The following is a 26,227-nucleotide window of genomic DNA, read 5'->3' as shown; positions in this document are numbered from 1 at the left end:
CGATTTTTTGTCTTTACTTGTCTCTGAGTTGTCCTTAATCTGTCCGTGTCCTGTACGAATAGCAAGCGTGCAGGGCATTGATCCCGCATGTTACCCAAGCCCGAAAGCGTTCACGCCGTTAGTAGGGCTTTTCACCACGGAAGCCGACACCATGCTAACCCCGAAAAAAACCGTAACAGTGTTAACCCTGGACAAAGGCAGCAGCAACGAAACGGAAATCGAGATCCGCAGCATTGTTGACTGTTCCGTCCTGCCACCTGCGGCACGTTCGCAAGCCTGTATGCAGCTTGCGCGCTGGTTCGCCGACAAAGTCGCGGAAGGCGAGAAATTCAGCCTTTGCAACGCGCCCTACGCCCTGGTTAAAGAATTTCGCCGCGCTTCAGAACGGCGAGGCGTGAAAGTTAGCGCCGGTATGCCTCGCAACGAATACGGCGAACTTATCGGCCTGGGTCACATTGAACTGAAACTTAAAGGATCCCATTGATGAAAACGAACAGCGTAGAAACAAAGCGCCACGTACTGAACAGCCAGCCAGGTAAACAGCACGCGTTTACCTGCGCAAGTGTTACCCACGTCGAGATGGCCTTCGCGGGCTATATGGCGCAACATCACCCCGAAGTACGCACCGACGAAGTCGACGGATGGATCACGGCATATGCCAACAAAAACGCAATTGTATAAGGCGCTGAACATGGTCAACGAGAACGAATTACGCGCACGCCGCCACCTGATTATTTTGCTGGCTAACGGCGTACAAGATGCGCTGGTACTGGACGCCGATAAGCTGGACGACCGCATGAATGATTTATTCATTGAGAAGGTCGGATGTCGCAATTTTGACAGCGACAAGGAAGAAGCAAGCTATGTTGAAGGCGTCGAAATGATGATGTTTGTAGACGCTATGCAGCGCCTTACCCGTGCTTAAACAGTCAAACGGAGACTAAACCACCATGACCGCACGCCGCTACATTTACCGCCGCAGTCGCGCAGAAATCGCCCGCACTATTCGCCTCGCAATGAAACGGCGGGAAGAACGACGCACCGCAGCCGCTGCACAAAATACCGTAACCGAAGCCGCCAAATAAGGCGGCTTTTTTCTTCCACTAATAAAGTGACAACCGCTTATGGCTGACTTAACTCAATACCTGGGAGATCGTAAGTGGTCGCCCATTAGTTTCCTGTTCACTGACGCAGGCGACAGCATCTTCCGTATCGACGGGACTAACCTTGCGTCGATGTCGTTCGACTGCGTCGACAACGAAACGCATCATTGGTCGAATAACATTACGGCGTACCCCGTAGAAGGTGGCGTCGACGTAACGGACAACATTAAAGCGCAGCAACGAGAATTAACGTTAACCGGCTTTATCAGCAATACACCGATTCACGGACTACTCGACGAAGTGGCAAACTTCGCCGATAAATTCCTGAATGGTAGAAAGCGCACGGCGGACGCGTACAACCAACTGAAGGCGCTGTCAGAACTTAAAATCCCTGTAACCGTGACCACGCGTTACGAAGTGTATGAAAACATGGCGCTTGCAGACGTGGCGATCGTTCGCAAATCTGACGAAGGCGACGCGCTGGTCGTCGACATGCAATTCCAGCAGATCGAGATCGTCAAAGCGCAAACCGGCAAAGTCCCACCAGGTATCGGCGCGCCTGGTTCACAGTCGGATAACGCCACGAAGACCCGCGCGGGTTCAAAGGTTGATGCCGGTAAGTCGATAGGTCGTTCGATGAAAATTGACGACCCCAACACGCCAGCACCGGTAAAGCATCAACGTTCCGGTTTACTTTCGGCAATCGGCGGACAGGGGCATCACAAATGACCTACGAGCAGATCGCAGCGAGGCTTGCCATTGGTCCCGCTACTGTCGGCGACATTGTCCGGGCAGGTGCAAACGAAGGTCAGATCGCCGACCTGATACGCGCAGGCATCGTCGTGGTACTGCAATTCAGCGAAGATAACGACGCCGTGATCCTCGGCGGATATGCAACGCCGGCCCCGTAATAATTCACGACCGGCCCCGCCATTTTACAGCCCGCTCGACGCGGGCTTTTTTGTGCATATAGTTTTAACTATGACTGTTTAAAGCATCTACATAATTGATGTTTATAATATGTGCATCATATACTCATTACACGTTTTAAGTGATTGCCACTTAAACGCAAAAACGCCGCTACTGCGTCAACAGTAACGGCGTCTTCTAATCTCACAAATGAGGTAAGCATCTGTGAAACTGATCGATACTTTATCGCCTGCGCTGGATGTCGTCCATTACAAGCAAACGCCCTTCCCTACATGCCAGCCGTTCTGCGGGGTACAACGACATGATCAAAAATGATCGCGACGTCGTACGACTGAGGATTCCTGAAGGCAAGAAATCAGTCACGCAGCCAGTGAAAACCACCGCACCCGCTGGCGGGCTGTTCCTCCTAAAACGCATCACCCCTGCCGGTAGCGAGGTGCTAACCTGGTTTTTCAGACACGGCGGCAAACGTTACGCTGTCGGCAACTCAAAAACGGCCTACGCTACTGCCTGCGAGCTTTACGGCTTAAAGGTGGCGCAAGTGCTACGCAACGAAGTAAAACCCGCAGACGTACGCCCACGGTGGACAATGGACACGCTGTTCAACAAGTGGATCGACGCTGAAGGGACTCCAGGCGCAGCGGTAGATCTTTCTCGCCTATGGCGTAAGCACTGGTCGCCAGTATGCGGAAAACTGGTAGCGGTGGAAATGAACTACCGGCGTATTGTGGAGATCGTAAACAATGTGCGCGCGGGTATGATTGATCGTGATGGCAAAGTACAGGCCAACGCCTTAAGCCGTGGCGCGTGCTTTATCCCACGTATGTTCGCCTACGGCTTCAAATACGGTATAGCGAACGAACAAGACGAACCGATCGCCGTTCCGCAAACCCTGAAGGCCAGCATCGACAAAAACCAACTACCTCCGAAGACTGAACCGCGACAGGCTACCTTAACCGCCAACCAGTACCGCGAACTGTTCCACCAGTTACCCGACAGCGACGCAGGTAACGCACTGCGGGTCATTATGCTGACGGGTCGCCGTAAGATGGAAGCGCTGGAAATGACGCGGCAAGAACTGCGGGACGACGTCTGGATCATCCCTGGCAAGCGCACGAAGAACAGCAAACCGCAGGAAGTGCCCGTTACAGACAACCTGCGTGCGGTGCTGTCGCGTTCGACCAGCGAGATCGGTCGACTCTGGCAGGCAGGCGCAACGATGCCGAACCTGGTACTACAGCGCCTTAATATCACGGCGGGTTATGAGGACGACAACGGCGAACGCGTCACCGTACCATGCACGGTGCATGATCTGCGGCGCACTTTTGCCGAACTTCTGCGCACTGAATGTAAGTTAGATCGCGAGACTGTCGATCTGATGCTGGCGCATACGCCGCAGAACGCTGATGCCACGTCGACGGCTTACCAAAAATTAGCGCTTGACCTGAATAGCGAAGCCGTCGCCGCAGGCTGGAGAAAGTGGGACGAGTGGTGTAACGGCGAAATGTGTAAAGCGGAGGGATTTTAAAATGGTCACACGTTTATTTTTAGCGGTAGTCCTGGCAGTGTTCACGGTATCCGCGTTCGCCGAAACAACGGAACGTTGCCGGATTAACTCGGCGGGCGACAAGGTCTGCACAGGCAAGTACGGCAAGATCACGAAGCGATGCCACACATCCGGCAACGGTACAGAAACATGCACCACGTATTAACGGCGTGAACAGTCATTCGCAAACCATTAACGATGAAAGCCCGCTAAAGCGGGCTTTCTACTAAAAATCTAATTATATTATTGGTCGCATCTATCCATGACATTTTTTAAATTTTTTACCAGACCCACAATAGCAAGGATCATTTCTTCCTATTTTTTTCTCATTATTAACTATAGGTGATATCTGAAAAGAATCTATTGGCTTAGGAATGAAATCAGTAAGCACATTATAATCCTTCATCGCGATTTTAGCTAACACTCGCTCTTCTTTTGTTAATGGCTTATCGAACTTGCAATAGACGACATCTTCTGAGCGTCCATCAGAGTCTTTACTTTCTGTTGCAATAATTATTAGTTTTTTTATTTCATTATATTTATATTTTGCTGCCAATGCGTACATTTGAATACAGGAAAAGCGCTCCATTCTGTATTTTTCATATGACAAAAACTCATCTTTCGGAAAGAATAAAAATATATAAAACTTCCCTTCCTCATCAATTGACTGAACAATTCGAGAACTTCTTCTATTTGTTGGTACTTGTTTAAACTTATCCAAAAAAGCATGGGACAAATAGTATCTCGATCTTCTACTTTCTGATGCTAGTTGTCTTACTGTTTCCTCATGGCTTAGAAAATCGTTTTCCATTCCCAAACCTACAGTAGCATTAAGAATTGAATCGGAAAAACGCTGAATAGTTTCATCCCAAAAAACACTGCCTTTTTTCAATGCCTTATAGTAATTATACTTAGAAGATTTCTTCAGCCCTTCCCATTCATGCTCTGCAATTTGAACAAATGTATTGTCTGGAACTATTTTTTCATCGACAATTTCACCGTGACCACTCAAGTAAGCCCCCAAAGTATCATCCTCTCCAGGGCTTAATCCAAGATATCCAGAACGAATTACACGTTCCTTCTCTTTTAAGTAAGCAACAAAGTCAGAAATCGTATCCAATTCGGTAAGTAAAAGTTGTAGAGATACTTCGTCTAGCACATGAACGAATGTTTTATTTGGATTAATATCACCCACAGAGAAAGGTAGCTCTAGAGTTTCCTTCACGTCAGAAAGGAAAATGTTCATAAACGTGCCTGAACTTCCCTCGGCGATACGTCCATAATATTTGGATGCTGGCGCTGTGCTATTACTTGTTACTGCAACAAGAAAAAAACGCATGTTTTTTTCAATTTCTATCGGAAAAGGATGTTTACATTCCTTGTCCAAAAAAAGACGCCCTTTAGTTTCTTTCAAAAACTTTTCCGCACCATATAATTGAGTTGCGGATTCAGTCACAGATCTTTTGAACCATCTCTTCCATGCGACAGAAATATCAATTCCTTCATGGAACTTAATATCTTTATCAGAGAATATTATTACATTATTTTCAAATACCACTAATAAATCACAGACTTCTTTCCCTGATTTATTTTTTGAATATCCTTCGTCACTATAAACATTAGGGTAAGACCATAGACCTATGAAAGCATTGTTCGCTAGCTCAATTAATCTTTTTTCAGTTTTATTAATTCCTTGGCCTTTCTTAATTACCTTTAACATTGTGCACCTTTGTATAAAAATACAACACGATAACGCGCTAATAAAACATCAAGAACAGCACCTAGAAGCCTGAAAGGATTCTCGCTATAAGCTCATCATACTGACGTGCTCTCATCGCTGTATCTGTTGCAATAGGCTAACGTTTCCAATCTACTTTTCAATGAGCTGGTGCAAAAAAGTGCGTTTACCGGTTGTAATCAAAGATGGGTGCTTTTTTGGGTGCATTAGGACGAAGGATGCCGCCAATACAGGCTGTGACATCCCCCAGATCAGGTGGTACGGGTATTTCTCAGCCTTCACCAGGAAGGGCACCCCGAGTCGTTGAAACACAAGTTTCGGTAACAGAATACTGCCTACGCTTGATGATGTAAATTAGCGCAGCACCATGGCCCTCCACGAAATTACGGGGTAAGGTTGCAGCTATTCTGTACATTCATTTACACTTTTTACGAAATGACTGGCGTGATCACAAAAAAGTTCTTGTCAGATGCCCTATAAGCCAGGAATGATACACGACTGATGTTGATGACCCGAACAGGTAAAGAGGATGGGTATGAAGAATAAAATGTTGCTGGGTGCACTCCTGCTTGCAAGCAGCGTCGTCTGGGCCGCACCGGCCGCAACAGCTGCTCCCACCGGAATTGATAAGTATGAGTTGAGCGGTTTCATCGCCGACTTTACCCATTTTAAACCTGGTGACACGGTCCCACCGCTGTACCGTACTGACGAATATGCGATTAAGCAATGGAACCAACGCAACCTGCCAGCCCCTACCGCCGGTACCCACTGGACCTACATGGGTGGTGCGTACGTGCTGATCAACGATGCTGACGGTAAGATCATTAAAGCCTACGACGGCGAGATTTTTTATCATCGTTAATAGAAAAAACACGTACTTTCAGCAAGAAAGTACGTGAAATACCCGCAAATCAATTAGTCATAAGATACTGCAAATATCACTTTACTTTGTATTTCACCAGGCATTAATGATTCCCCTGTCACGCGAACATATTTCGCAGTAATAGGGAAAGTGTACTGATTACTGATTGCTTCCAGTTTGGTCATTCTGTTCATCAGATTATCCCCCTGTTTTAGAGGAGAAGTCGCGGTGCCATTATATATCTGGAACCCCACCCCTTTGGCGCCATTCGCTATCGTGTTTTTTAGTATTTTCCCGCTTTCATCCCAGTCACCGCGCACCACCTTAAAAGTGACGGGATTAGTGGTGACGTTATATATACTTTCGCAATTCAATACCAGATTTGTAGAACCCGATTTGGTATTATTAACCGTGAGCATTTCATTTAATGTGGTATCTGGCATTTTAATTTCGTATCGAGGTAATGAAAACTGACACGTGGTGGGTTTATGCGTTACTGTAAAGCTTAAATTCTGTGTAAAAGCTGAATTACTCGATAAACGTCCGGTAACCCAGCAATAAAGATAAGCTAACCAGTTTGAAGTACAAGAATTATCAGAGGTAATACTTACTGCCGGGTCGCTCAGACTAAACGCATCACCGGATACTGTCTGCTTAATAGTCCCTGAATTTACATATCTTGCTGAGATGGTGAAACTTTTGGTATCCAGCACTTCGCCGGCACTAACCGTTTTCTTACCAATACTTACTGGAAAATCATTGCTGGTCAGATTGATATTAATTAAAACCTTCTTGCCGCTGCCCCCCTGAATTGCAACAATGTAATCCTTGAGCGGTGTTGTATAATATAAGCTATCACTGTTGGCTGTACACACTATGTTGCCACTGGAACTGAGATTAATTTGATTTGTTGCTGTTCCAGATGTCATATCCAGATTAATTGTCGTTAACCCGCCATTTTTTGTCTGAAATGTACACCCGGCATCAGCACCAAAGGATGACAGCAGCAAAAATATCAAAAATACGTATCCTTTCATATCTTGCATCCTTATCGGCAAATATAGACTTTATTCTCATCAATCACCCTATCGAAGGTAATTGTACAGAACTGTCCCTGCTGTTTATTAACTGCAACACGTACCGACGCGGGAATGTCGTTGGTGCGAATAAATAACCGACTACCCTGCCCCACCAAACCAACATTATTACCGATATCATCTTCCACTTCATAACCGAAAGATAACGGAGAGCCGTCCGGACGCTCGGCCAGGAAGTACCAGGGTTTGCGCCGATCGGTTTCAAACTCCGTCATCACGACCGCACCGCGATAGGGTACTGTACCTTTTCGATTGCCCAGTAATGCCACATCGCTATTAGTGTCGGAAAGATCCAGCATCAGCATATTTTCACGGTACGGCGTCAGACTGTCGTAAACCGCGTAACCTTTACTGTTGGTCGTTAGGTAACGATGCCCTTGCACAGCCGCACCCTGTAACCCAGGCGCTTTAACAATGGCGAATGTATCTGAAAGCCGGGGAGTCAGAGCGACGCCCTCAGACCACACCACAATCCCCCCCTGAATATTGCCGCTGGCCTGTTGATACTTATTCGATTGGCTGTAACTACCGCCTACAGTCGCCACTGGCGCGCGCCAGACCATGCTACCGCCCGCCGTTGTCTCGTTCCCCTGTCGTTGCTGACTGAGGTTGGCACCATAGCTGAATTGATCGCGATTACCCGTCACCCCGCTTAAGCTGGTGTTATTCGACTGAAAGCCGTCATTATCAAACGTCGTGGAATTAGAGACGAACAGATCGCGTCGAGGAGTGGAAATACCGTCCCCCCACGAGAACGGGATGGAGATATACAGGTTAAAACGCTTATCCTCGTGGTTATCCTCATCGTACGTTTGACTCACGGCAACGGTATAACTAACTCGCTGCCAGGCGTTAGAGTAGCTAAGCTGATAATCTTTGCCGTTTCCACTGCGTTGCCAATAGTCGCGCCACAGGCCACTGACCGCCAGGGATCCCCAGTTTTCGGGTAACGCTTGATTTATATTCAGTGAAAAACTGTTCTTGCGGCCAAAGTCATTTTGATAGTAGTCCGCAATGTCATAAACGTCGTTTTTATCGCGATTATAGTTATTTTTATTATTCGCCCACACGTAGTCATTAAAGGTACGATAATTCCGCGAGGAATAACGATAAGCTGCAAGTGCAAACTGCGTACCGGTCTGCGTGACATATTTGTTCCATGCAACCTGATAGCTCTGACCATCAAAAACATCACCATTATCCTGCTCGCTATGCGATCGCGTGGCGTCTACCGATACTGCGCCAATGGGGGTATTCCAGCCAGTCCCAAGCACAAATGAAGAATAGTTTTGCGACAGCATTGTACCGCCATAGACCGTTAGCAGATTGTTCAGACCATACTGATAACTCCCTTGCAGGAAATCATACTGATTGCCAGCCCCTTCAATATGGCTACGCCCTGCAGCGAAATCATATTTCGATACGCCAGATTGCAGCATATTTGGCACAGATGAAAAAGGCACCAGATAATGAGATATCGAACCGTTAGCCTCTTTCACACTGACATCTAAATCCGAACCGCCACCAGCGAGTTGTAGATCATCAATAGCAAATGGGCCTGGTGGCACTTCTTTCTGGTAAATAACAAAACCATTTTGTTCGATGGTTACCAGGGCGTTGCTCTGGGCAATCCCACGAACTACAGGGGTAAAATTCTGTTTTGAGTTTGGTAACATTTGCATATCGCGCCAGATACGCACACCACGAAAACGTACGGCATCAAAAATATCTGCCCCGGTATACATGTCACCGGCGCGCAATGTACCAAGAATCGACGGCACACCACGTTCCACATATAACGTGTTGCTCTTCCATTTGCCGTTGCCCTCATTACCTTTCGTATAGTTGTCACTTGAATGCAACTGCCACCCCAGCAGGTTCAACCCGCTATTCAGGTTCACATAGCTGCTTTTATCATCACCACCGTGTTTATAATTACTGTAATACTGGCTGGCGTAATAAGAGGTATAAAAAGCGTTCACCCCGCGATCCCAGGTTTCAGGCGGCATATATCCTGGTTCATATTCAACCACATACGCCTGAGGCACGCTTAAATTTAGAATAAACTCCCCAATGTCATAACTAACACTGCCGCCCTGCACTGCTGCACGCAGCGGCACGCAGCCTTCTTGTTTATCCGTTTTAATGTTCCCGGTGCGAATACCAATTTGCTGCAATTGTGCCCAGGGCAGACATGTCAGTTCGGGATCATCTTTAATATCAATATCGTACCGACCACGCCACTTATTATTAAGATAAACATCCATTTCATATATACCGGGCATTGGCTTATCGCCATCAATTTGATAGCGAGAGATTTTCTCACCATTCAAACCACCGATCATAAAGTGGGTATCAAACGTGTCTTCTTCAGCCCATACGGATGAAGCGGCCAACACCGACAGGATTGACAGTGTAATAGAATTTATCTTTGACATAATCAATCCTTGACTATCTTTCCGTTTTTATTTTTTCACTTAAGTAGTTTCCGTGATCATCAATAAGAGTAACTTTGTAATGATTAACGACAGCAGTGGTGATGACCTTTTTATCTGACCACGGAGCAAGTAATACTGTCTCGCTGTTTATTTTTGAATTACCCACTAGTTCAGGAATAGTAATCCAGTTGGCAGAATTATTTTTGATATTAATGCCACCGCTGATATCTCTGACGCTTAAGCGAGAAAAGCTTTTTTCATCTACACCGGCGATACCCTGCGGGCGATATATAAATTTGATGCGATTCTGCATAGCAAATTTAATCATGTTCTTGCCTTCTGATTCCGCAGAATTAGGAGGAATATCTAACACATTCAGGAAAAAAAGACTTTCACGATCTTCCGGTAGCGTATTTGCCAATTGCTTAATTTTCAGTTGTTGACCAGAGCCTCCGCTGACCTTTGCCACCGGAGGGCTCATTACAAATGGCACGTGGATTTTTTCGGGTGGCAGACTGGTATCTCCGTCATCTATCCAGGATTGAACCAGCGAGCTGCGACTGCCTTCATTCATTAATTGCACGGTAATTTCTTTTTTCTGTGCCGGATAAATGACACGGGTGCCGTAAATGTATATGCCGCCCCACGCAGGCATTACTGTACCGGCCAGTAAAAACACGAGTATTTTTTTCATTATAATTATCCTTACTGCGGAAATAATCGGCGGCCAGAGCCGCCGACAAACAGGATAGTCATCTTAATCAGTAACAACAGTCATCGTCAGCGAAGAGGCCACATCACCAGCGGAGACATCGGCAGAACCAATTTTCGCGTAGCGTGCGCTAAAGTTCAGAGTATATTTATTGTCCGCAGTTTTAGTTAACTCAATACCTGTATCGGGGTTAACCTGTTTAGTAAAATCATCACCATAGTAAACGGTGAAGCCAGCACCATTATTTGCTGCGGTATTTCGTGTAATATATTTATTATTGCTGTCAAATTGAGAACTGGAGAAAGTAATTTTTGGTGCTTTACTTCCTGTACATTCAACCGTCAATGGCACGGTGGTTTTATTTGAGTATCCTTCATAAACACCACCAGCACTTAAGGCATTTAATCTGTCAGCACCAATTTGGTTCATACCAATGGTCGCAGTGGTATCCCCTGTAAATTTACAGGTGGTCCCTACTACCTTACCAGTAATAATCAGTTCACCCTGATCAGAATCAGCAGCAAAAGCCCCAGCGCTCATAACTACAGCGGACAGAACAGCAGCGGAAATAATTGAACGTTTCATCGTATATTCCTTAATGAATTAACTTCTATTGGTTAAGAGGACTTAACCCGTGAAATTAAATTCGCACACCAGAAACGTTACCGCAATGTAAACGCGTTGTTTTATTGATTTAAAACAAATTGCAAAGCGCAATATAATAGAAACAAATCAGTCGATTTTTTTATTCTTTTAAATTAATAAATTTACGAGATTAACTGTCGGAATGGAATTCTTCAGAAAAATGATCAGCCACGTATTATTCACAATAATAATGCATGGCTGATAAAAGACGTTTAATCGTAACGCGTCATCACAATTTGTCGTGTAGCGTCACCGGTGATAGTAACAATTTCAGTTACCGCACCTTTTGTTGGATTTGAAACACCCGCTCTGACGTTTGAAAAGGAAATGGCATTGCCACAGCGTTGCTGCACTTCGTTATTTACAACATCAGCGCTACAGGTGGGTTCAGTTACCCGACCATTGATATTCAGGGTGGCAGTATCTGTGGCGAAAGCAGAAGCGCTCATTCCATAAGCCAAAGTAATAACTCCCAAGAATAAATTTTTTTTCATTACGTTCATTATTCCTGTATCGGTTGGGAAACAGCACACAAGCCGTCTTTCCAGTAGATTATGGATTAACTGCCTCGCTAAGACCAATTGAGATTGTAGATTAATTCGACCAATTTGATCAATTTAAATGATGCATTGAGGGTGTTTATTCAGAAAAAGACATGAATTATACAGTCCGGATAAATAATTGAGTGAGATTTTTCATCCAATATATTCACTGCATCAATGCATTATTGATACAGTGAATATTTGTAACGCTATTAATTACACCGCGCGGAAGGCAATTTCACCCGGGATCACTTCCCCTTGCCAGTAGAGCTGGGCAGCGACACGTCCTGCAAGGTCGCGGTAAATGGCGGTAAATTCGCTGTCAGGACGGCTGATGACCGTCGGCGTACCACGATCCAGGTCTTCACGCAGAGAAATATGCAGCGGCATCTGTCCCAGCAGTTGGGTGTGATACTGCTCAGCCAGTTTCTGCGCGCCACCGGTGCCGAAGATTGGCTCGTGATGACCGCAGTTGCTGCAAATATGCATACTCATATTCTCAACAATACCCAGCACTGGCACTTCGACTTTTTCGAACATCACGATGCCTTTTTTCGCATCGATCAGCGCGATGTCCTGCGGAGTGGTCACCACAACAGCCCCCGTGACCGGAATGTTTTGCGCCAGCGTCAACTGGATATCACCCGTACCCGGCGGCATATCCAGTACCAGGTAATCAAGATCCGGCCATAAGGTTTCTTGCAGCATCTGCAGCAGGGCTTTGCTGGCCATCGGGCCACGCCACACCATCGCATTATCGTCAGTAACCAGATAACCAATAGAGTTTGTCGCCAGGCCGTGAGACATGATCGGCGCCATATGGGTACCGTCTGGAGAGGTTGGACGCTGGTTCTCCGCACCGAGCATCGTCGGGATTGACGGGCCATAAATATCGGCGTCCAGAATCCCTACCTTCGCCCCTTCCGCAGCCAGCGCCAGCGCCAGGTTCACGGCAGTTGAGGATTTACCCACACCACCTTTACCCGAACTGACGGCGATGATGTTTTTTACACCATTAATGCCCGGCTGGTTTTTCACGCGTTTCAGCGTCGCAATGTTATGCGACAGTTTCCAGTCGATCGCTTTCGCACCAGTAATACGCAGCAGATCGGCGCTACATTGCTCTTTTAAGTCCTCAAACGCGCTCTGCCAGACAAACGGCATGACCAGCTCAACGTGCAACGTGTCATCCATCCAGGCGACGTGGTGCAACGCTTTAAGCGTCGTCAGATTATGCTTCAGGGTTGAATGCTGAAAATTCGCCAGCGTCCCGGCAACCATCGCGCGCAGGGTCTCTGGTGATTTGGCCTGGGATTGTGCGTTCATCCCGACTCCTTTTTGTTGTTCTGAAAATACAATAGTCACCAGGTAGTTTACTCCAACCGCAACAATTATTCATTTACGGATAAATGCCCTTATCGCTTGGCGCAGTAATTACCATTTTGGTACTATCAAAGCCCTTTTCACTACAAAAGAAGTAATTGCCCACTATGACTCAAGTCGCGAAGAAAATTCTGGTAACGTGCGCGCTGCCGTACGCCAACGGCTCTATCCACCTCGGCCATATGCTGGAGCACATCCAGGCTGATGTCTGGGTCCGTTACCAGCGAATGCGCGGCCACCAGGTTAACTTCATCTGCGCGGACGACGCACACGGTACGCCAATCATGCTGAAAGCACAGCAGCTTGGGATCACGCCAGAGCAGATGATCGGTGAAATGAGTCAGGAGCATCAGACTGATTTTGCGGGTTTTGACATCAGCTATGACAACTACCACTCTACGCACAGCGAAGAGAACCGTGAGCTGTCTGAGCTGATTTATACGCGCCTGAAGGAGAACGGTTTTATTAAGAACCGTACTATCTCCCAGCTTTACGATCCGGAAAAAGGCATGTTCCTGCCGGACCGTTTCGTTAAAGGCACCTGCCCGAAATGTAAATCTCCGGATCAGTACGGCGATAACTGTGAAGTCTGCGGCGCAACCTACAGCCCGACCGAACTTATCGAGCCGAAATCCGTCGTTTCTGGCGCGACGCCGGTAATGCGCGACTCCGAACACTTCTTCTTTGACCTGCCGTCATTCAGCGAGATGCTGCAGGCCTGGACACGCAGCGGCGCGTTGCAGGAGCAGGTCGCCAACAAAATGCAGGAATGGTTCGAATCCGGCCTGCAGCAGTGGGATATTTCCCGCGATGCCCCATACTTCGGTTTTGAAATCCCGGATGCGCCAGGCAAGTACTTCTATGTCTGGCTGGATGCACCAATTGGCTATATGGGTTCGTTCAAAAACCTGTGCGATAAGCGCGGCGACACGACCAGTTTTGATGAGTATTGGAAGAAAGATTCCGACGCTGAGTTGTATCACTTCATCGGTAAAGACATCGTCTACTTCCATAGCCTGTTCTGGCCGGCGATGCTGGAAGGCAGCAACTTCCGTAAGCCGACCAACCTGTTCGTACACGGTTATGTGACGGTAAACGGTGCGAAGATGTCCAAATCTCGCGGTACCTTCATTAAGGCCAGCACCTGGCTGAAGCACTTTGACGCCGACAGCCTGCGCTACTACTACACAGCGAAGCTTTCTTCACGCATTGATGACATCGACCTGAACCTGGAGGACTTCGTTCAGCGTGTAAACGCCGATATCGTCAACAAAGTAGTCAACCTGGCATCACGTAACGCAGGCTTTATCAGCAAGCGTTTTGACGGCGTACTGGCGGCTGAACTGGCCGACCCGGCGTTGTATAAAACCTTCACTGACGCTGCTGCGGTGATTGGCGAAGCATGGGAAAGCCGTGAATTTGGTAAAGCTATCCGTGAAATCATGGCGCTGGCCGATGTGGCAAACCGCTACGTTGACGAACAGGCTCCGTGGGTCGTTGCTAAACAGGAAGGCCGCGATGCCGACCTGCAAGCGATCTGCTCCATGGGTATCAACCTGTTCCGCGTCCTGATGACTTACCTGAAACCGGTTCTGCCAACGCTTGCTGAACGTGTAGAAGCTTTCCTGAACAGCGAGCTGAGCTGGGATGCCATTAAGCAACCGCTGCTCGGTCACAAGGTCAACACCTTTAAGGCGCTCTACAATCGCATCGACATGAAACAAGTTGAAGCGCTGGTGGAAGCGTCGAAAGAAGAAGTGAAGGCCGCTGCCGCACCGGTAACCGGCCCGCTGGCGGATGACCCGATTCAGGAAACCATTACCTTTGACGATTTCGCCAAAGTTGACCTGCGCGTGGCATTGATTGAAAACGCCGAGTTTGTGGAAGGTTCTGACAAACTGCTGCGTCTGACGCTGGATCTCGGTGGCGAGAAGCGTAACGTCTTCTCTGGTATTCGTTCTGCCTATCCGGATCCGCAGACCCTGGTTGGACGTCAGACAATTATGGTTGCTAACCTGGCACCTCGTAAGATGCGCTTCGGCATTTCTGAAGGGATGGTCATGGCGGCAGGTCCTGGCGGGAAAGATATCTTCCTGTTAAGCCCGGACGAAGGCGCAAAACCTGGCCAACAGGTGAAATAAATCAGACATCTCGAGCGCTGCAACTGCAGCGCTTTTTTTTGCTGAGGGATTTACCTTTAATCTTAAACACACTCCCCCACTCCATTTTCGGACTGCTCAGCCATCGCTATTAGATTTATTCTATACTGCTCTGCTATTAAGGCCGCCCGGCCCAATCATATTCATTAGGGTTATTATTTAGCATTCGATATTCATAAAATGGAGTTTTACATGACAGCGTTACAAAAATTAGTTTCTCTCGCCGTGGCATCGGTTGTGGTTTTTTCCCTGGCGGGTTGTGGTGATAAAGAAGAGACGAAAACATTCAATGCCAATCTTAACGGTTCGGATATCACCGTCTCTTACACCTATAAAGGTGACAAAGTTCTGAAACAAAGCTCCGAAAGTAAAATCAGCTATGCCTCTATCGGCGCTAGCAATAAAGAGGAAGCCGCAAAAGTATTCGACGCGTTAAGCGCCAAATATCAAAATATTGCAGGCGTAGAAGAAAAGCTCACCTATACAGATACCTACGCGCAGGAAAATGTCACTATCGATATGGAAAAAGTCGATATAAAGGCGTTGCAGGCAATTTCCGGAATGAAGCTTTCTGAGAAAGCCGATAAAAATATCAGCATGAAGCAAATGCAAACGGTAATGGAATCGGCGGGTTTTAAAGAAGTGAAATAACACCCTGGCGACCCGAAATTTATCGCGGTCGCCAGCGTCGTTTTACGCTTTCGTTTTGTGCACTCGCGACGTCAAACCCCGCAGGAAGTAACGCAGAAACTGATCGCCGCATTCGCGATAGTTCTTATGGTCCGGCGCGCGCATCATGGCGGTAATTTCCGGCATCGACACACGAAACTTCTGCTCGGTCATAATGGCCAGAATATCATCGGTTTTCAGCGAAAAGGCGATACGCAGCTTTTTCAGCACCGTATTGTTGTTAACACGACGCTCAAGCGCCAGTTCCGGCGCAGAATCGTCTTTTCCACGCAGATGATAAATCAGACCGTTTAAAAATCCGGAGAGAATGATATCCGGGCAGCGAATAAACCCGGCTTCATCTTCTTTTGTCATCCAGGTATCAAAACCTGCGGAGGTGGATTCCATGTCAGCAAGCGCAAGAATACGCACCATGTCGTTATTGTTCGCTTTCAGGGTGTAGCGCAGGCTACGAAGAATATCGTTACTTAGCATAGAGCCTTCAACTGTCGGTGATGCAATGGCGCGCAGTGTATCAGTTTTACAGTCCAATCGCCTCTTTTAGACTTTTAAGATAACGGCGACTTACCGGAACTGTCAGCCCGTTGCGTAAAATCAGTTCGGCCTGACCGTTTTCTTCCAGACGGATCTCCCGCAATTGCGCCATATTCACCAGATACTGCCGATGGCAGCGCAGCAAAGGTGTACGGCTTTCCAGCGTTCTGAGCGTCAGTTCGGTGAAACCTTCTTTACCATCGCTGCTGGTCACATACACGCCGCTCATGCGGCTGCTGATAAACGCCACGTCATCCATTTGCAGCAGATAGATTCGGCTGTGGCCGCTGCACGGAATAAACTTCAGCGCCTGCTGATTCTCCGGCAGTAGCGATACATCCTGCTTCGTGCGCTCCTGACGCAAACGGCTCAGCGTTTTTTCCAGTCGCGCCTCTTCAATCGGTTTGAGAAGATAATCAAACGCGTGTTCTTCAAAAGCTTTCACCGCATATTCATCAAAGGCAGTAAGGAAAACAATATACGGACGATGCTCAGGATCAAGCATGCCAACCATTTCCAGACCGCTGATACGCGGCATCTGAATATCAAGGAACAGGACATCCGGACGCAGTTTATGTACCGCGCCGATGGCTTCCACCGCATTCGAACATTCGCCGACGATCTCGATGTCGCTTTGCGCCTGCAACAGGATCCGCAGATTCTCCCGCGCTAACGGTTCGTCATCGACAATCAGCACTTTGATCATGCCAGTTCCTCCAGAGGAAGTCGTAAAGTGATTCGGGTAAAGCGGTCAGGTTCACACGCTACGCTGATGCCAAAATCGTCGCCAAACCGCTCGCGCAGTCGTTTATCAACCAGATTCATACCCAATCCGCTGGCCTCAGACGTTGGCTGATACAACCCGGCGTTATCTTCAATATCCAGCATCAGATACTGCCCTTCGCGGCGGGCGGTAATCGACACTTCGCCGGTATCCAGTAGCTGAGAGGTACCGTGCTTAATGGCATTCTCCACAATAGGTTGTAGGGTAAAGGCAGGTAATTGCTGATACGAAAGCGCATCTGGCACCGTCAAAGTCACCTGCAGGCGCGACTGAAATCGTGCCTTTTCAATTTGCAGATAGGCATTAACGTGCTCAATTTCATCAGCCAGCGTCACAATCTCCGACGGACGTTTTAAGTTTTTGCGAAAGAACGTCGACAGATACTGCACCAGTTGGCTGGCCTGCTCGCTATCACGTCGGATCACGGCTTTGATGGTGTTGAGCGCATTAAACAAAAAATGGGGGTTCACCTGAGCATGCAGGAGTTTGATTTCCGACTGCGTGAGCATCGCTTTTTGCCGCTCATACTGCCCGGCCAGAATCTGCGCAGAAAGCAGTTGAGCGATCCCTTCCCCCAGCGTGCGGTTGATCGAGCTAAAGAGGCGGTTTTTGGCTTCATACAGTTTGATGGTCCCCATCACCCGCTGGTTTTCCCCCCGCAAAGGGATCACCAGCGTCGAGCCTAATTTGCATTGCGGGTGCAAAGAGCAGCGGTAAGGGACTTCATTCCCATCGGCATACACCACCTCTCCGGTTTCTATCGCCCGTTGGGTGTACGACGACGAAATAGGTTTTCCGGGTAGATGGTGATCGTCACCAATGCCGGTAAATGCCAGCAGCTTCTCGCGGTCGGTAATTGCCACAGCACCGATATCCAGCTCTTCATACAGCACCTGAGCGACCTTCATGCTGTTAACCTCGTTGAACCCCTGGCGCAAAATCCCCTCCGTTGAGGCGGCAACTTTGAGCGCAGTGGCGGAAAAAGCAGAGGTATATTTTTCAAACATAGCCCGTTTATCGAGCAAAATACGCATAAATAAGGCTGCGCCCACGGTATTCGTCACCATCATTGGCGCGGCGATATTACTGACCAGCCGAAACGCATCGTCAAACGGCCGGGCGATTAACAAGATGATCAGCATCTGCACCAGTTCGGCGACAAAAGTAATGGCACCCGCGGTCAGTGGGCTAAAGACTTTATCGGTACGGCCACGACGGGTGAGCACGCTGTGCACCAGCCCGCCGAGCAAACCTTCCACAATGGTCGAAATCATGCAACTGAGCGCCGTCATTCCGCCCATTGAATAACGATGTAAGCCACCGGTTAGACCGACCAAACCGCCGACCACCGGGCCGCCAAGCAGCCCGCCCATCACCGCGCCGATAGCACGGGTATTAGCAATAGAATCATCAATGTGCAGCCCGAAATAGGTGCCCAAAATGCAGAAAATGGAAAAGGTAACGTAGCAAAGCAGCTTGTGCGGGAGCCGGATCGTGACCTGCATCAGCGGGATAAACAAACGCGTTTTGCTCATGAGCCACGCGATAACGAGAAACACACACATCTGCTGAAGCAGCAGCAACACCAGATTAAACTCGTACATACCTGCCAACCACACATCACTTAAAAGCGCGTAACATACATGGGCTGCGCGTAACTTTCTTTGAAGTGTTGCAAAAAAAAAGGAATTTGTGAGAACGATCACTCGAAAGCGCGAGCATGACTACAAATTCACCCATTTATTGATCAAAAAACAGACAAAACTACCTGGTTCGCAAAAGAGCGTCTAAAGTAAAACTGGGACCTCGCGAGCATAAGTGAGACGACGATGGCGCTTTACACAATAGGTGAAGTGGCTTTGCTTTGTGATATCAACCCTGTCACTTTACGCGCGTGGCAGAGGCGTTACGGATTACTGAAACCGCAGCGAACAGACGGCGGGCATCGCCTGTTTAACGACGCGGATATCGACCGGATCCGTGAGATAAAACGCTGGATAAATAACGGCGTTCAGGTCAGTAAGGTGAAAATGTTGCTCAGCAATGAGAACATTGATGTGCATAACGGCTGGCGCGAACAGCAAGAGACGCTGTTGAGCTATTTGCAAAGTAATAATCTGCATAGCCTCAGGATGTGGATCAAAGAGCGCGGTCAGGATTATCCCGCACAAACGCTCAACACCCATTTGTTCATTCCGTTACGCCGCCGCCTGCAATGTCAGCAGCCGATCCTGCAGGCGTTACTGGGGATCCTCGACGGTGTCCTCATCAACTACATCGCGATTTGTCTGGCCTCGGCGCGCAAGAAACAGGGGAAAGATGCCCTGGTTGTCGGCTGGAACATTCATGATACCACCCGCTTATGGCTGGAGGGTTGGGTAGCCAGCCAGCAGGGATGGCGCGTTGACGTCCTCGCCCACTCGCTAAACCAATTGCGACCAGAGCTGTTTGAAGGGCGAACCTTACTGGTCTGGTGCGGCGAAAGCCAAACGCCTGCTCAGCAGCAACAACTGAACGAATGGCGCGCGTTAGGGCACGATATTTATCCGCTCGGTATTTAAAGCTAACCAGGATCGGCTCTTAATATTCTGTTAACAAACGTGTACAATCCTTAGATTCACATAAGGAGTGCATCATGAGCGCAGCTAAAATCGGTGTCATTACCCTCTTCCTGCTGATGGCCATCGGTGGTATCGGCGGCGTCATGCTGGCAGGCTACACATTCATTTTACGTGCCGGGTAAGGTGGCTCGCTAATCGCTCAAACCCGCGGTCAACGATCACCGCAGCCAGCGCGACCAGCAGCGCCCCCTGAATCACATAGGCGGTATTGAACCCGCTCAGCCCGATGATAATCGGCGTGCCCAATGTGTTGGCCCCGACGGTTGAGGCTATCGTAGCGGTGCCGATATTAATAATCACCGACGTGCGAATTCCCGCCAGAATAACCGGTGCCGCCAGCGGCAACTCCACTTTCCGCAGCCGCTGGCCCTGACTCATGCCCATTCCGCTGGCGATATCCATCACGCTGGGAGAAATTCCGCCGAGTCCTGCCAGAGTTGCCTGCAAGATTGGTAACACGCCATACAAAATCAGCGCGATAATCGCGGGTTCAAGCCCAAACCCCATCACCGGTACGGCGATCGCCAGCACGGCGACCGGAGGAAATGTCTGCCCTACGGCGGCAATCGTTTCTACCATCGGCCTGAATTCCGCGCCCCAGGGCCGGGTTACCGCTATTCCCGCTCCGGTGCCAATGATGACGGCAATAAGGCTTGAAATCCCCACCAACGCAAAATGGCTCAACGCCAGCGCCGTAAAACTTTCCTGCTGATACACGGGACGCGGCAGCGCCGGAAATAGCGAGCTAAACAGGACCTGACTGTGGGGCAACCCCACCAACAGGATCAGAAACAGCGCAACAAGCCATAGCAATGGATCAGCAAGACGTTTCACGGGTCGGCGTCTCCGAAAGCAAATCGCGAAAATGAAGCGTCCCGCAGGGTAACCCCTGCGGCGTCACGACCGGCAAGACGTCGCAGCCACGCGCCACGAACACCGACAATGCATCACGTAGCGTCATCTCATCCACCAGCGGCTCGCCGTCTGAGTGTTCACCGCGACGGATAAAATCCCCTACCGTACGCAGCGACAACAGCCTTACGCCCAGTTCACTGCGGCCAAAAAAAGTTTGCACGAAATCATTCGCTGGCGCAGTGAGCATCGACAGCGGCGTGCCTTGCTTCACAACTTTTCCCGCATCCATCAAAATCAGATGCTCCGCCAGTCTCAACGCCTCGTCGATATCATGCGTCACCAGCACAATGGTACGTCCCAATAAACGATGGATACGCGTCATCTCCTGCTGCAGCGCGCCGCGGGTGACCGGGTCCAGCGCGCCAAAAGGCTCATCCATCAGTAGCACCTGCGGATCTGCGGCCAACGCACGCGCAACTCCAACCCGCTGCTGTTGTCCACCGGAAAGCTGATGCGGATAACGGTGGCGCAAACTCGCCTCAAGGCCCAGCAGCGCCATTAGTTCATCTGTTCGGTCATCAATACGTGAACGTGACCACTTTTGCAGCTGCGGTACGGTGGCAATATTCTGCGCGACGGTCCAGTGGGGAAACAAACCAATAGACTGAATCGCGTACCCCATGCGCCGTCGTAACTCCAGCACCGGCAGGCTGCGGATCTCCTCCCCGGCGAAACGGATCTGCCCGCTGTCATGTTCAACCAGCCGGTTGATCATCTTTAGCGTGGTAGACTTGCCCGAACCTGACGTGCCAATTAATACCGAAAAGCTGCCTTCTCCTAACTGCAGGTTCAGGTCGTCGACGGCTTTTTGCTGGCCATAGGTTTTACTGACATGGCGAAATTCAATCATTATTCGATACCTTTAGCAGCGCGATCCCTAAATCAAACAGCGCATCAATCAACACAGCCAGCACAACGACCGGGATCACGCCCAACAGCACTAAATCAACGGCGCTACTGAGCAATCCCTGAAAGACCAGCGCGCCAAATCCCCCTGCACCAATCAGCGCGGCTATCACCGCCATCCCCACCGTCTGGACCATCACCACTCGCAAACTGCGCAAGAAGACCGGCAGCGCCAGTGGAAACTGCACCGAGATAAACCGCTGACGCGCGCTCATCCCCATCGCCCGGGCGCTTTCAAGTACATCGCGTGGAACCTGATTCAACCCGGCCACTACGCCGCGAACCAGCGGTAAGAGCGCATACAGCACCAACGCAATAAGTGCAGGCGTCAGACCGGTTCCCGCTACGCCAAGCGAACCCAGCAAGGGAAAGTGCTTCACCAGTCCGGCAAGCGGCGCAATTAACAGGCCAAACAGCGCGACGGAGGGAATAGTCTGGATAATGTTCAGTACCGCGAATACCGGCCCCTGACGGGAGACAGAAAAAGTACACCAGACGCCCAGCGGCACGCCAATGAGCAGCGCGGGCACCACGGTAGCGAACAGAATCGTCAGATGCTGCGCCAGCGCGTCGTTAAAGACATCCTGGCGGTTGGCATATTCTTTAAGCAGAGAAAGATCGTTAAACGTACCGGAGAGCAGTAACACCAGCGGCAAAATGAATATTTGTGCGTGCAATAACCAACGCCACGACGCCCGTTCGGTGATGCGACGAATGGCGTCACTGGCTGCCAGCAGCATCACTCCCAGCCCTAACCAGAACCCGCTGCCCAGGCTGGTTCTGGCCAGAGGACTACCCGTCTGGGCCAAATACGTTGCCGTTGTGCCGGCGATGACCAGCGCCGCAATCACCAACAGTTGGCTAACGATAAGCGTCAATATATTGCCGGATTTTCCCGGTACAAAGCACAGAAGAAACAGCACCACACAGGCCGCCGCTAATCCCCATGCCATGTCGGGTTGGATATCCCAGAGTTGACGACCTTCACCGGAAACCAGGCGATTGGGAGCATAGCTAATGAAAGGAAGCGCTGCCGCCGCGATGGTAAGAAACACCAGCAGCAACAGCACCCGATTTACTGAAATATTCGACAAAACACCCACCTGCTGCAAACTCCGTTACTTCACCCATCCTTTTTGCTTCAGGTAGTCTGCTGCGACTTTTTTCGCATCCAGCCCCTCCACGGCGATACTGGCATTCAGCCGTTGCAGCGTTTTTTCATCCAGGCTGGCAAATACCGGTTGTAGCCATTCTGCCATTTGCGGGTAGTCCTGCAGCACCGATTCACGCACAACGGGCGCTGGCGCATAAATGGGCTGTACGCCTTGCGGATCGCTTAATGTTTGCAGACCGAGCGCCGCAACCGGACCATCGGTACCGTAGGCCATCGCTGCATTGACCCCTGAGGTCTGCTGCGCCGCCGCTTTAATCGTCACCGCGGTATCCCCCCCCGCCAGCGACAACAGCTGATTCTGGTTCAGTTTGAAATCATAGGCTTTTTCAAAGGCAGGCAGCGCGTCAGCCCGTTCGATAAACTCCGCAGAGGCGGCAAGTTTGAACGTCCCCCCGTCTTTCAGATAACGGCCTAAATCGGCAAGGGACTCAAGCTTATTCTTTTGCGCGACATCCTGGCGAACCGCAATGGTCCAGGTGTTGTTGGCGGGCGCAGGCGTTAGCCAGATCAGCTTATTTTGCTCTGCGTCCAGCTTTTTCACTTTGTCATAACCGGCCTGCGCATTTTTCCACGCAGGATCATTCTCATCTTTAAAAAAGAATGCGCCATTGCCGGTATATTCCGGATAAATATCCAGTTCACCAGAGGTAATTGCCCCACGCACCACCGGAGTGGTACCCAGCTGTACTTTATTAACGGTTTTCACGCCGTGACTTTCGAGCACCTGCAAAATAATGTTGCCGAGCAGCGCCCCTTCGGTATCTATTTTTGAACCGACCGTGACGGGTGACGCGGCCTGTAAGGGCAAGCTGATCGCGGCTAATAACGCCAGCGAACCCACCCAAACTTTTGAAATTATCATGCTGCACTCCTCATTCTTTTACGGCCCTTTTCAGAGACTTGAGGAAAAAGCATAGTCGAAAAATCAAGCCTTAACCTGGCAATTGGGTAGTAACACTGAGAGTTACTCGCGGTAAGGCGATAATACAATAAAAAAAATCCGGCAAACCCAAAGTGAGTTTACCGGATGGTACGATTTCGCGGGCCTGATAAGCGTCACGCTATCAGGCATGATATCAATTACTACAGCAGTTCAAATTCGCCCTGCTTCACTCTGGCGGAATCCACGCCGATAAAGACGTTGAACTTGCCCGGTTCGGCATCGTATTGCATACGCTGGTTCCAGAATTTCAGCGCTTCAACATCAATTGGGAAGCTAACGGTTTGGGTTTCACCCGGCTTAAGATTCACCTTCTCAAAACCTTTCAGCTGTTTTACCGGACGACTCATTGAAGCGGTAACATCCTGCAAATACATCTGAATCACCGTCGCACCTTCGCGTTTGCCGGTGTTGGTCACCTGCACGCTGGCCGTCACGGTCCCGTCACGCTTCATCGTCGGAGAAGAGAGTTTCACATCAGAAACCGTGAATGTGGTGTAGCTCAGGCCATAGCCAAAGGGATACAACGGACCGTTCGCTTCGTCAAAGTAGCGCGACGTGTACTTATTCGGCTTATCGGCATTATACGGGCGACCGGTATTAAGATGGCTGTAATAGACCGGGATCTGTCCGACAGAGCGCGGGAAAGACATCGGCAACTTGCCTGACGGGTTGTAATCGCCAAACAGCACATCGGCGATGGCGTTACCGCCTTCCGTCCCGGCAAACCAGGTTTCGAGGATCGCATCGGCCTGTTGATCTTCCTTAACCAGCGCCAGCGGACGACCGTTCATCAGTACCAGAACCAGCGGTTTACCCGTGGCTTTAAGCGCGGTAATCAGGTCACGCTGACTCTGCGGAATGGTGATATCGGTGCGGCTGGAGGCTTCATGCGCCATTCCCTGCGCTTCACCAACTACCGCGACCACCACGTCAGACTGCTTCGCGGCGTTAACGGCTTCATCAATCATTGCCTGCGGTGAACGCGGGTCAACCTTCACCGCCTCTTCATACTGGTTGAGGAAGTCGACAATGCCTTTGTCGTTGGTGATGTTCGCCCCTTTGGCGTATACCACTTTGCCCTGCTCGCCGATGGCATTTTTAATCCCCGTCAGCACCGTTACCGACTGATCGGCAACCCCGGCAGCAGACCAACTGCCCATCACATCACGCTTGCTGTCGGCCAGCGGACCGACAACCGCTACGGTGGCGGATTTTTTCAGCGGCAATGTTTCCAGACGGTTTTTCAGCAGCACCAGGCTTTCACGCGCCACTTCACGCGCCTCTTTGCGGTGCAAACGGCTTTCCGCGTTGGTGTCCTGCGGGTCAGATTCTTTGGCCCCCAGATGGCTGTACGGATCGTTAAACAGGCCCATATCATATTTCACGTTCAGCACATGACGCGCAGCGTCGTCTAGCTCCGCCATCGTCACCTTACCTGACTTAATCAACCCCGGCAGGTATTTGCTGTAATACTCATCGCTCATGCTCATGTTGATGCCGGACTTGATCGCCACACGCACCGCATCTTCAGGATCGGCGGCGGTGCCGTGCTTAATCAGTTCCTTAATCGCGCCGTGATCGGAAACGGTAATGCCCTTAAAGCCCCACTCATCGCGCAGCACGTCTTTTAACAGCCATGCATCCGAAGTCGCCGGCGTGCCGTTCAGCGAATTAAGCCCCACCATCACCGCACCGCTACCGGCGTCCAGTCCGGCTTTGTACGGTGGCATATAGTCGTTGAACAAACGCTGCGGGCTCATATCGACAGTGTTGTATTCCTTGCCGCCTTCAACCGCGCCATAGGCGGCATAGTGCTTGACGCTGGTCATCACCGAATAGCGATCGGCCGGGCTTTTACCCTGCATCGCTTCCACCATGGTTTTGCCCATCGTGGCGGTCAAATACGTATCTTCGCCAAACCCTTCCGAGGCGCGGCCCCAGCGCGGATCGCGCGAGACATCGACCATCGGCGCCCAGGTCATATTCAGACCATCATCGGCGGCTTCATACGCAGACACCCGACCAACGGTTCTGACCGCATCGAGATTAAAGGAGGATGCCAGACCGAGACTTATCGGGAATACGGTACGCTGACCGTGCAATACGTCGTAGGCAAAAAAGAGAGGGATTTTCAGGCGGCTGAGATCCATCACCTGATCCTGCATTTTGCGGATATCCTGGCGCGTGACGGTGTTAAAAATTGCCCCAACTTGCCCGTCTTTGATCATCTCGCGGATGGCTTCTTTCGGGTTATCAGGCCCGACGCTTATCAAACGGAGTTGCCCAATCTTCTCATCCACGGTCATCTGCTTGAGTAAATCGGTAACGAAGGCATCCCGCGCCTCTGGCGTCAGTGGATGGTTACCAAACAGAGTGTCCGCCAACGCTGGTTGCAATGCCAGACTCACCGCGACACCTACAGAACATAGCCATTTCATGTTGATTCTCTCTTTATTTTTTCCCGACGAGGCAGCGAAAATATAACAAAAACCGCAGTTTGCCGTA

At 49.8% G+C, this 26,227-nt stretch carries 27 protein-coding genes; 12 read left to right on the top strand and 15 right to left on the bottom strand.

The genetic code is table 11. From position 1 onward, the window contains the following. The first annotated feature begins 151 nt into the window (after positions 1-151). The 7 genes from HVZ52_RS08120 to HVZ52_RS08095 all read left to right on the top strand — a co-directional run bounded on the left by HVZ52_RS08120 (position 152) and on the right by HVZ52_RS08095 (position 3,561). Positions 152-484 (top strand): hypothetical protein, encoded by a 333-nt coding sequence (locus HVZ52_RS08120; protein WP_181599099.1) that lies wholly within the window; start codon positions 152-154, stop codon positions 482-484. After that, positions 484-681: a hypothetical protein gene (locus tag HVZ52_RS08115; RefSeq protein WP_181599098.1), complete on the top strand. Its 198-nt coding sequence runs from the start codon at positions 484-486 to the stop codon at positions 679-681. Before HVZ52_RS08120 ends, HVZ52_RS08115 begins: the two co-directional genes overlap by 1 nt. After that, complete coding sequence (locus HVZ52_RS08110) at positions 656-925, top strand: hypothetical protein (RefSeq protein ID WP_181599097.1); 270 nt, start codon at positions 656-658, stop codon at positions 923-925. Before HVZ52_RS08115 ends, HVZ52_RS08110 begins: the two co-directional genes overlap by 26 nt. Positions 926-950: 25 nt before the next feature. Then, complete coding sequence (locus HVZ52_RS23130) at positions 951-1,085, top strand: hypothetical protein (protein ID WP_256435912.1); 135 nt, start codon at positions 951-953, stop codon at positions 1,083-1,085. A 39-nt stretch (positions 1,086-1,124) separates the two neighbouring features. Beyond that, on the top strand, positions 1,125-1,832 hold the full coding sequence (locus tag HVZ52_RS08105; protein WP_181599096.1) for a phage baseplate protein: 708 nt from the start codon (positions 1,125-1,127) through the stop codon (positions 1,830-1,832). Next, positions 1,829-2,014, top strand: coding sequence for a hypothetical protein (locus HVZ52_RS08100; RefSeq protein WP_181599095.1), 186 nt, complete (start codon positions 1,829-1,831; stop codon positions 2,012-2,014). Before HVZ52_RS08105 ends, HVZ52_RS08100 begins: the two co-directional genes overlap by 4 nt. Positions 2,015-2,334: 320 nt before the next feature. Further along, the gene (locus HVZ52_RS08095) at positions 2,335-3,561 is read left to right on the top strand and encodes a tyrosine-type recombinase/integrase (protein WP_181599094.1); all 1,227 of its coding nucleotides are present in this window, start codon (positions 2,335-2,337) and stop codon (positions 3,559-3,561) included. Positions 3,562-3,835: 274 nt separating this feature from the next. On the opposite strand, the gene HVZ52_RS08090 is transcribed toward HVZ52_RS08095, so the two are convergent. After that, complete coding sequence (locus tag HVZ52_RS08090; protein ID WP_181599093.1) at positions 3,836-5,299, bottom strand: SEC-C metal-binding domain-containing protein; 1,464 nt, start codon at positions 5,297-5,299, stop codon at positions 3,836-3,838. A 547-nt stretch (positions 5,300-5,846) separates the two neighbouring features. Between HVZ52_RS08090 and HVZ52_RS08085 the strand changes: the two genes are divergently transcribed. Continuing rightward, the gene (locus HVZ52_RS08085; RefSeq protein ID WP_019077205.1) at positions 5,847-6,179 is read left to right on the top strand and encodes an RcnB family protein; all 333 of its coding nucleotides are present in this window, start codon (positions 5,847-5,849) and stop codon (positions 6,177-6,179) included. 53 nt (positions 6,180-6,232) lie between these two features. On the opposite strand, the gene HVZ52_RS08080 is transcribed toward HVZ52_RS08085, so the two are convergent. From HVZ52_RS08080 to apbC, 6 genes are all read right to left on the bottom strand, one after another. Then, positions 6,233-7,216: a fimbrial protein gene (locus tag HVZ52_RS08080; RefSeq protein ID WP_046275443.1), complete on the bottom strand. Its 984-nt coding sequence runs from the start codon at positions 7,214-7,216 to the stop codon at positions 6,233-6,235. Between the two features lie 11 nt (positions 7,217-7,227). Continuing rightward, entirely contained in the window at positions 7,228-9,714 is a 2,487-nt protein-coding gene (locus tag HVZ52_RS08075) for a fimbrial biogenesis outer membrane usher protein (protein ID WP_181599092.1), read from the bottom strand. Between the two features lie 13 nt (positions 9,715-9,727). Continuing rightward, a complete protein-coding gene (locus HVZ52_RS08070; protein ID WP_049041084.1) occupies positions 9,728-10,408 on the bottom strand; it encodes a fimbrial assembly chaperone in 681 nt (226 codons plus the stop codon). Between the two features lie 63 nt (positions 10,409-10,471). Beyond that, complete coding sequence (gene yehD / locus HVZ52_RS08065) at positions 10,472-11,011, bottom strand: fimbrial protein YehD (RefSeq protein ID WP_016156961.1); 540 nt, start codon at positions 11,009-11,011, stop codon at positions 10,472-10,474. Positions 11,012-11,283: 272 nt separating this feature from the next. Then, a complete protein-coding gene (locus HVZ52_RS08060; protein ID WP_016153685.1) occupies positions 11,284-11,565 on the bottom strand; it encodes a DUF2574 family protein in 282 nt (93 codons plus the stop codon). A 264-nt stretch (positions 11,566-11,829) separates the two neighbouring features. Further along, on the bottom strand, positions 11,830-12,939 hold the full coding sequence (gene apbC, locus HVZ52_RS08055; protein ID WP_016153686.1) for an iron-sulfur cluster carrier protein ApbC: 1,110 nt from the start codon (positions 12,937-12,939) through the stop codon (positions 11,830-11,832). Positions 12,940-13,103: 164 nt separating this feature from the next. On the opposite strand from apbC, the gene metG reads away from it, so the two are divergent. Together metG and HVZ52_RS08045 are read left to right on the top strand one after the other, a co-directional pair. Continuing rightward, positions 13,104-15,137 carry a methionine--tRNA ligase gene (metG, locus tag HVZ52_RS08050; protein ID WP_016156963.1) on the top strand — a complete coding sequence of 678 codons (2,034 nt, stop codon included), beginning with the start codon at positions 13,104-13,106 and terminating at the stop codon, positions 15,135-15,137. Positions 15,138-15,347: 210 nt separating this feature from the next. Then, the gene (locus HVZ52_RS08045; protein WP_047416218.1) at positions 15,348-15,806 is read left to right on the top strand and encodes a YehR family lipoprotein; all 459 of its coding nucleotides are present in this window, start codon (positions 15,348-15,350) and stop codon (positions 15,804-15,806) included. A gap of 42 nt (positions 15,807-15,848) precedes the next feature. Here HVZ52_RS08045 and HVZ52_RS08040 read toward each other — a convergent pair whose 3' ends face one another. From HVZ52_RS08040 to HVZ52_RS08030, 3 genes are read right to left on the bottom strand one after another with little or no spacing between them, the layout of a single operon-like run. Next, positions 15,849-16,319, bottom strand: a complete 471-nt coding sequence (locus tag HVZ52_RS08040; RefSeq protein WP_016153689.1) for a DUF1456 family protein — start codon at positions 16,317-16,319, stop codon at positions 15,849-15,851. 46 nt (positions 16,320-16,365) lie between these two features. After that, positions 16,366-17,085 carry a two-component system response regulator BtsR gene (btsR, locus tag HVZ52_RS08035; protein WP_016153690.1) on the bottom strand — a complete coding sequence of 240 codons (720 nt, stop codon included), beginning with the start codon at positions 17,083-17,085 and terminating at the stop codon, positions 16,366-16,368. Continuing rightward, positions 17,082-18,767, bottom strand: a complete 1,686-nt coding sequence (locus HVZ52_RS08030) for a sensor histidine kinase (RefSeq protein WP_016153691.1) — start codon at positions 18,765-18,767, stop codon at positions 17,082-17,084. Before HVZ52_RS08030 ends, btsR begins: the two co-directional genes overlap by 4 nt. A gap of 225 nt (positions 18,768-18,992) precedes the next feature. Here HVZ52_RS08030 and mlrA point away from each other — a divergent pair, with 225 nt between their 5' ends. Continuing rightward, a complete protein-coding gene (gene mlrA / locus HVZ52_RS08025) occupies positions 18,993-19,724 on the top strand; it encodes an HTH-type transcriptional regulator MlrA (RefSeq protein ID WP_016153692.1) in 732 nt (243 codons plus the stop codon). Between the two features lie 74 nt (positions 19,725-19,798). After that, complete coding sequence (locus tag HVZ52_RS08020) at positions 19,799-19,906, top strand: protein YohO (protein ID WP_003027354.1); 108 nt, start codon at positions 19,799-19,801, stop codon at positions 19,904-19,906. On the opposite strand, the gene HVZ52_RS08015 is transcribed toward HVZ52_RS08020, so the two are convergent. From HVZ52_RS08015 to bglX, 5 genes are all read right to left on the bottom strand, one after another. Then, a complete protein-coding gene (locus tag HVZ52_RS08015) occupies positions 19,887-20,618 on the bottom strand; it encodes an ABC transporter permease (RefSeq protein WP_049269039.1) in 732 nt (243 codons plus the stop codon). The two genes, HVZ52_RS08020 and HVZ52_RS08015, sit on opposite strands and share 20 nt — an antisense overlap. Further along, positions 20,602-21,549 (bottom strand): ABC transporter ATP-binding protein, encoded by a 948-nt coding sequence (locus HVZ52_RS08010; protein ID WP_016153694.1) that lies wholly within the window; start codon positions 21,547-21,549, stop codon positions 20,602-20,604. The genes HVZ52_RS08015 and HVZ52_RS08010 overlap by 17 nt, the downstream gene beginning before the upstream one ends. Then, entirely contained in the window at positions 21,542-22,708 is a 1,167-nt protein-coding gene (locus HVZ52_RS08005; protein WP_275943311.1) for an ABC transporter permease, read from the bottom strand. The genes HVZ52_RS08010 and HVZ52_RS08005 overlap by 8 nt, the downstream gene beginning before the upstream one ends. A 15-nt stretch (positions 22,709-22,723) precedes the next feature. Further along, a complete protein-coding gene (locus tag HVZ52_RS08000) occupies positions 22,724-23,641 on the bottom strand; it encodes an ABC transporter substrate-binding protein (RefSeq protein ID WP_016153696.1) in 918 nt (305 codons plus the stop codon). 221 nt (positions 23,642-23,862) lie between these two features. Further along, a complete protein-coding gene (gene bglX, locus HVZ52_RS07995) occupies positions 23,863-26,160 on the bottom strand; it encodes a beta-glucosidase BglX (protein WP_016153697.1) in 2,298 nt (765 codons plus the stop codon). Between the last annotated feature and the right edge of the window lie 67 nt (positions 26,161-26,227).

This window comes from Citrobacter sp. RHB36-C18, assembly GCF_013814485.1.
GTDB lineage: Bacteria > Pseudomonadota > Gammaproteobacteria > Enterobacterales > Enterobacteriaceae > Citrobacter > Citrobacter braakii.
The sequence above is the reverse complement of the archived record's forward strand: the minus strand, read 5'-3'. Positions and strand labels throughout refer to the sequence as shown.

Bases quoted from the DNA above. Each gene is read 5' to 3' on its own strand.
- HVZ52_RS08120 (WP_181599099.1), top strand. From the start codon at position 152: ATGCTAACCCCGAAAAAAACCGTAACAGTGTTAACCCTGGACAAAGGC.
- HVZ52_RS08115 (WP_181599098.1), top strand. From the start codon at position 484: ATGAAAACGAACAGCGTAGAAACAAAGCGCCACGTACTGAACAGCCAG.
- HVZ52_RS08110 (WP_181599097.1), top strand. From the start codon at position 656: ATGCCAACAAAAACGCAATTGTATAAGGCGCTGAACATGGTCAACGAG.
- HVZ52_RS23130 (WP_256435912.1), top strand. From the start codon at position 951: ATGACCGCACGCCGCTACATTTACCGCCGCAGTCGCGCAGAAATCGCC.
- HVZ52_RS08105 (WP_181599096.1), top strand. From the start codon at position 1,125: ATGGCTGACTTAACTCAATACCTGGGAGATCGTAAGTGGTCGCCCATT.
- HVZ52_RS08100 (WP_181599095.1), top strand. From the start codon at position 1,829: ATGACCTACGAGCAGATCGCAGCGAGGCTTGCCATTGGTCCCGCTACT.
- HVZ52_RS08095 (WP_181599094.1), top strand. From the start codon at position 2,335: ATGATCAAAAATGATCGCGACGTCGTACGACTGAGGATTCCTGAAGGC.
- HVZ52_RS08090 (WP_181599093.1), bottom strand. From the start codon at position 5,299: ATGTTAAAGGTAATTAAGAAAGGCCAAGGAATTAATAAAACTGAAAAA.
- HVZ52_RS08085 (WP_019077205.1), top strand. From the start codon at position 5,847: ATGGGTATGAAGAATAAAATGTTGCTGGGTGCACTCCTGCTTGCAAGC.
- HVZ52_RS08080 (WP_046275443.1), bottom strand. From the start codon at position 7,216: ATGAAAGGATACGTATTTTTGATATTTTTGCTGCTGTCATCCTTTGGT.
- HVZ52_RS08075 (WP_181599092.1), bottom strand. From the start codon at position 9,714: ATGTCAAAGATAAATTCTATTACACTGTCAATCCTGTCGGTGTTGGCC.
- HVZ52_RS08070 (WP_049041084.1), bottom strand. From the start codon at position 10,408: ATGAAAAAAATACTCGTGTTTTTACTGGCCGGTACAGTAATGCCTGCG.
- yehD (WP_016156961.1), bottom strand. From the start codon at position 11,011: ATGAAACGTTCAATTATTTCCGCTGCTGTTCTGTCCGCTGTAGTTATG.
- HVZ52_RS08060 (WP_016153685.1), bottom strand. From the start codon at position 11,565: ATGAAAAAAAATTTATTCTTGGGAGTTATTACTTTGGCTTATGGAATG.
- apbC (WP_016153686.1), bottom strand. From the start codon at position 12,939: ATGAACGCACAATCCCAGGCCAAATCACCAGAGACCCTGCGCGCGATG.
- metG (WP_016156963.1), top strand. From the start codon at position 13,104: ATGACTCAAGTCGCGAAGAAAATTCTGGTAACGTGCGCGCTGCCGTAC.
- HVZ52_RS08045 (WP_047416218.1), top strand. From the start codon at position 15,348: ATGACAGCGTTACAAAAATTAGTTTCTCTCGCCGTGGCATCGGTTGTG.
- HVZ52_RS08040 (WP_016153689.1), bottom strand. From the start codon at position 16,319: ATGCTAAGTAACGATATTCTTCGTAGCCTGCGCTACACCCTGAAAGCG.
- btsR (WP_016153690.1), bottom strand. From the start codon at position 17,085: ATGATCAAAGTGCTGATTGTCGATGACGAACCGTTAGCGCGGGAGAAT.
- HVZ52_RS08030 (WP_016153691.1), bottom strand. From the start codon at position 18,767: ATGTACGAGTTTAATCTGGTGTTGCTGCTGCTTCAGCAGATGTGTGTG.
- mlrA (WP_016153692.1), top strand. From the start codon at position 18,993: ATGGCGCTTTACACAATAGGTGAAGTGGCTTTGCTTTGTGATATCAAC.
- HVZ52_RS08020 (WP_003027354.1), top strand. From the start codon at position 19,799: ATGAGCGCAGCTAAAATCGGTGTCATTACCCTCTTCCTGCTGATGGCC.
- HVZ52_RS08010 (WP_016153694.1), bottom strand. From the start codon at position 21,549: ATGATTGAATTTCGCCATGTCAGTAAAACCTATGGCCAGCAAAAAGCC.
- HVZ52_RS08000 (WP_016153696.1), bottom strand. From the start codon at position 23,641: ATGATAATTTCAAAAGTTTGGGTGGGTTCGCTGGCGTTATTAGCCGCG.
- bglX (WP_016153697.1), bottom strand. From the start codon at position 26,160: ATGAAATGGCTATGTTCTGTAGGTGTCGCGGTGAGTCTGGCATTGCAA.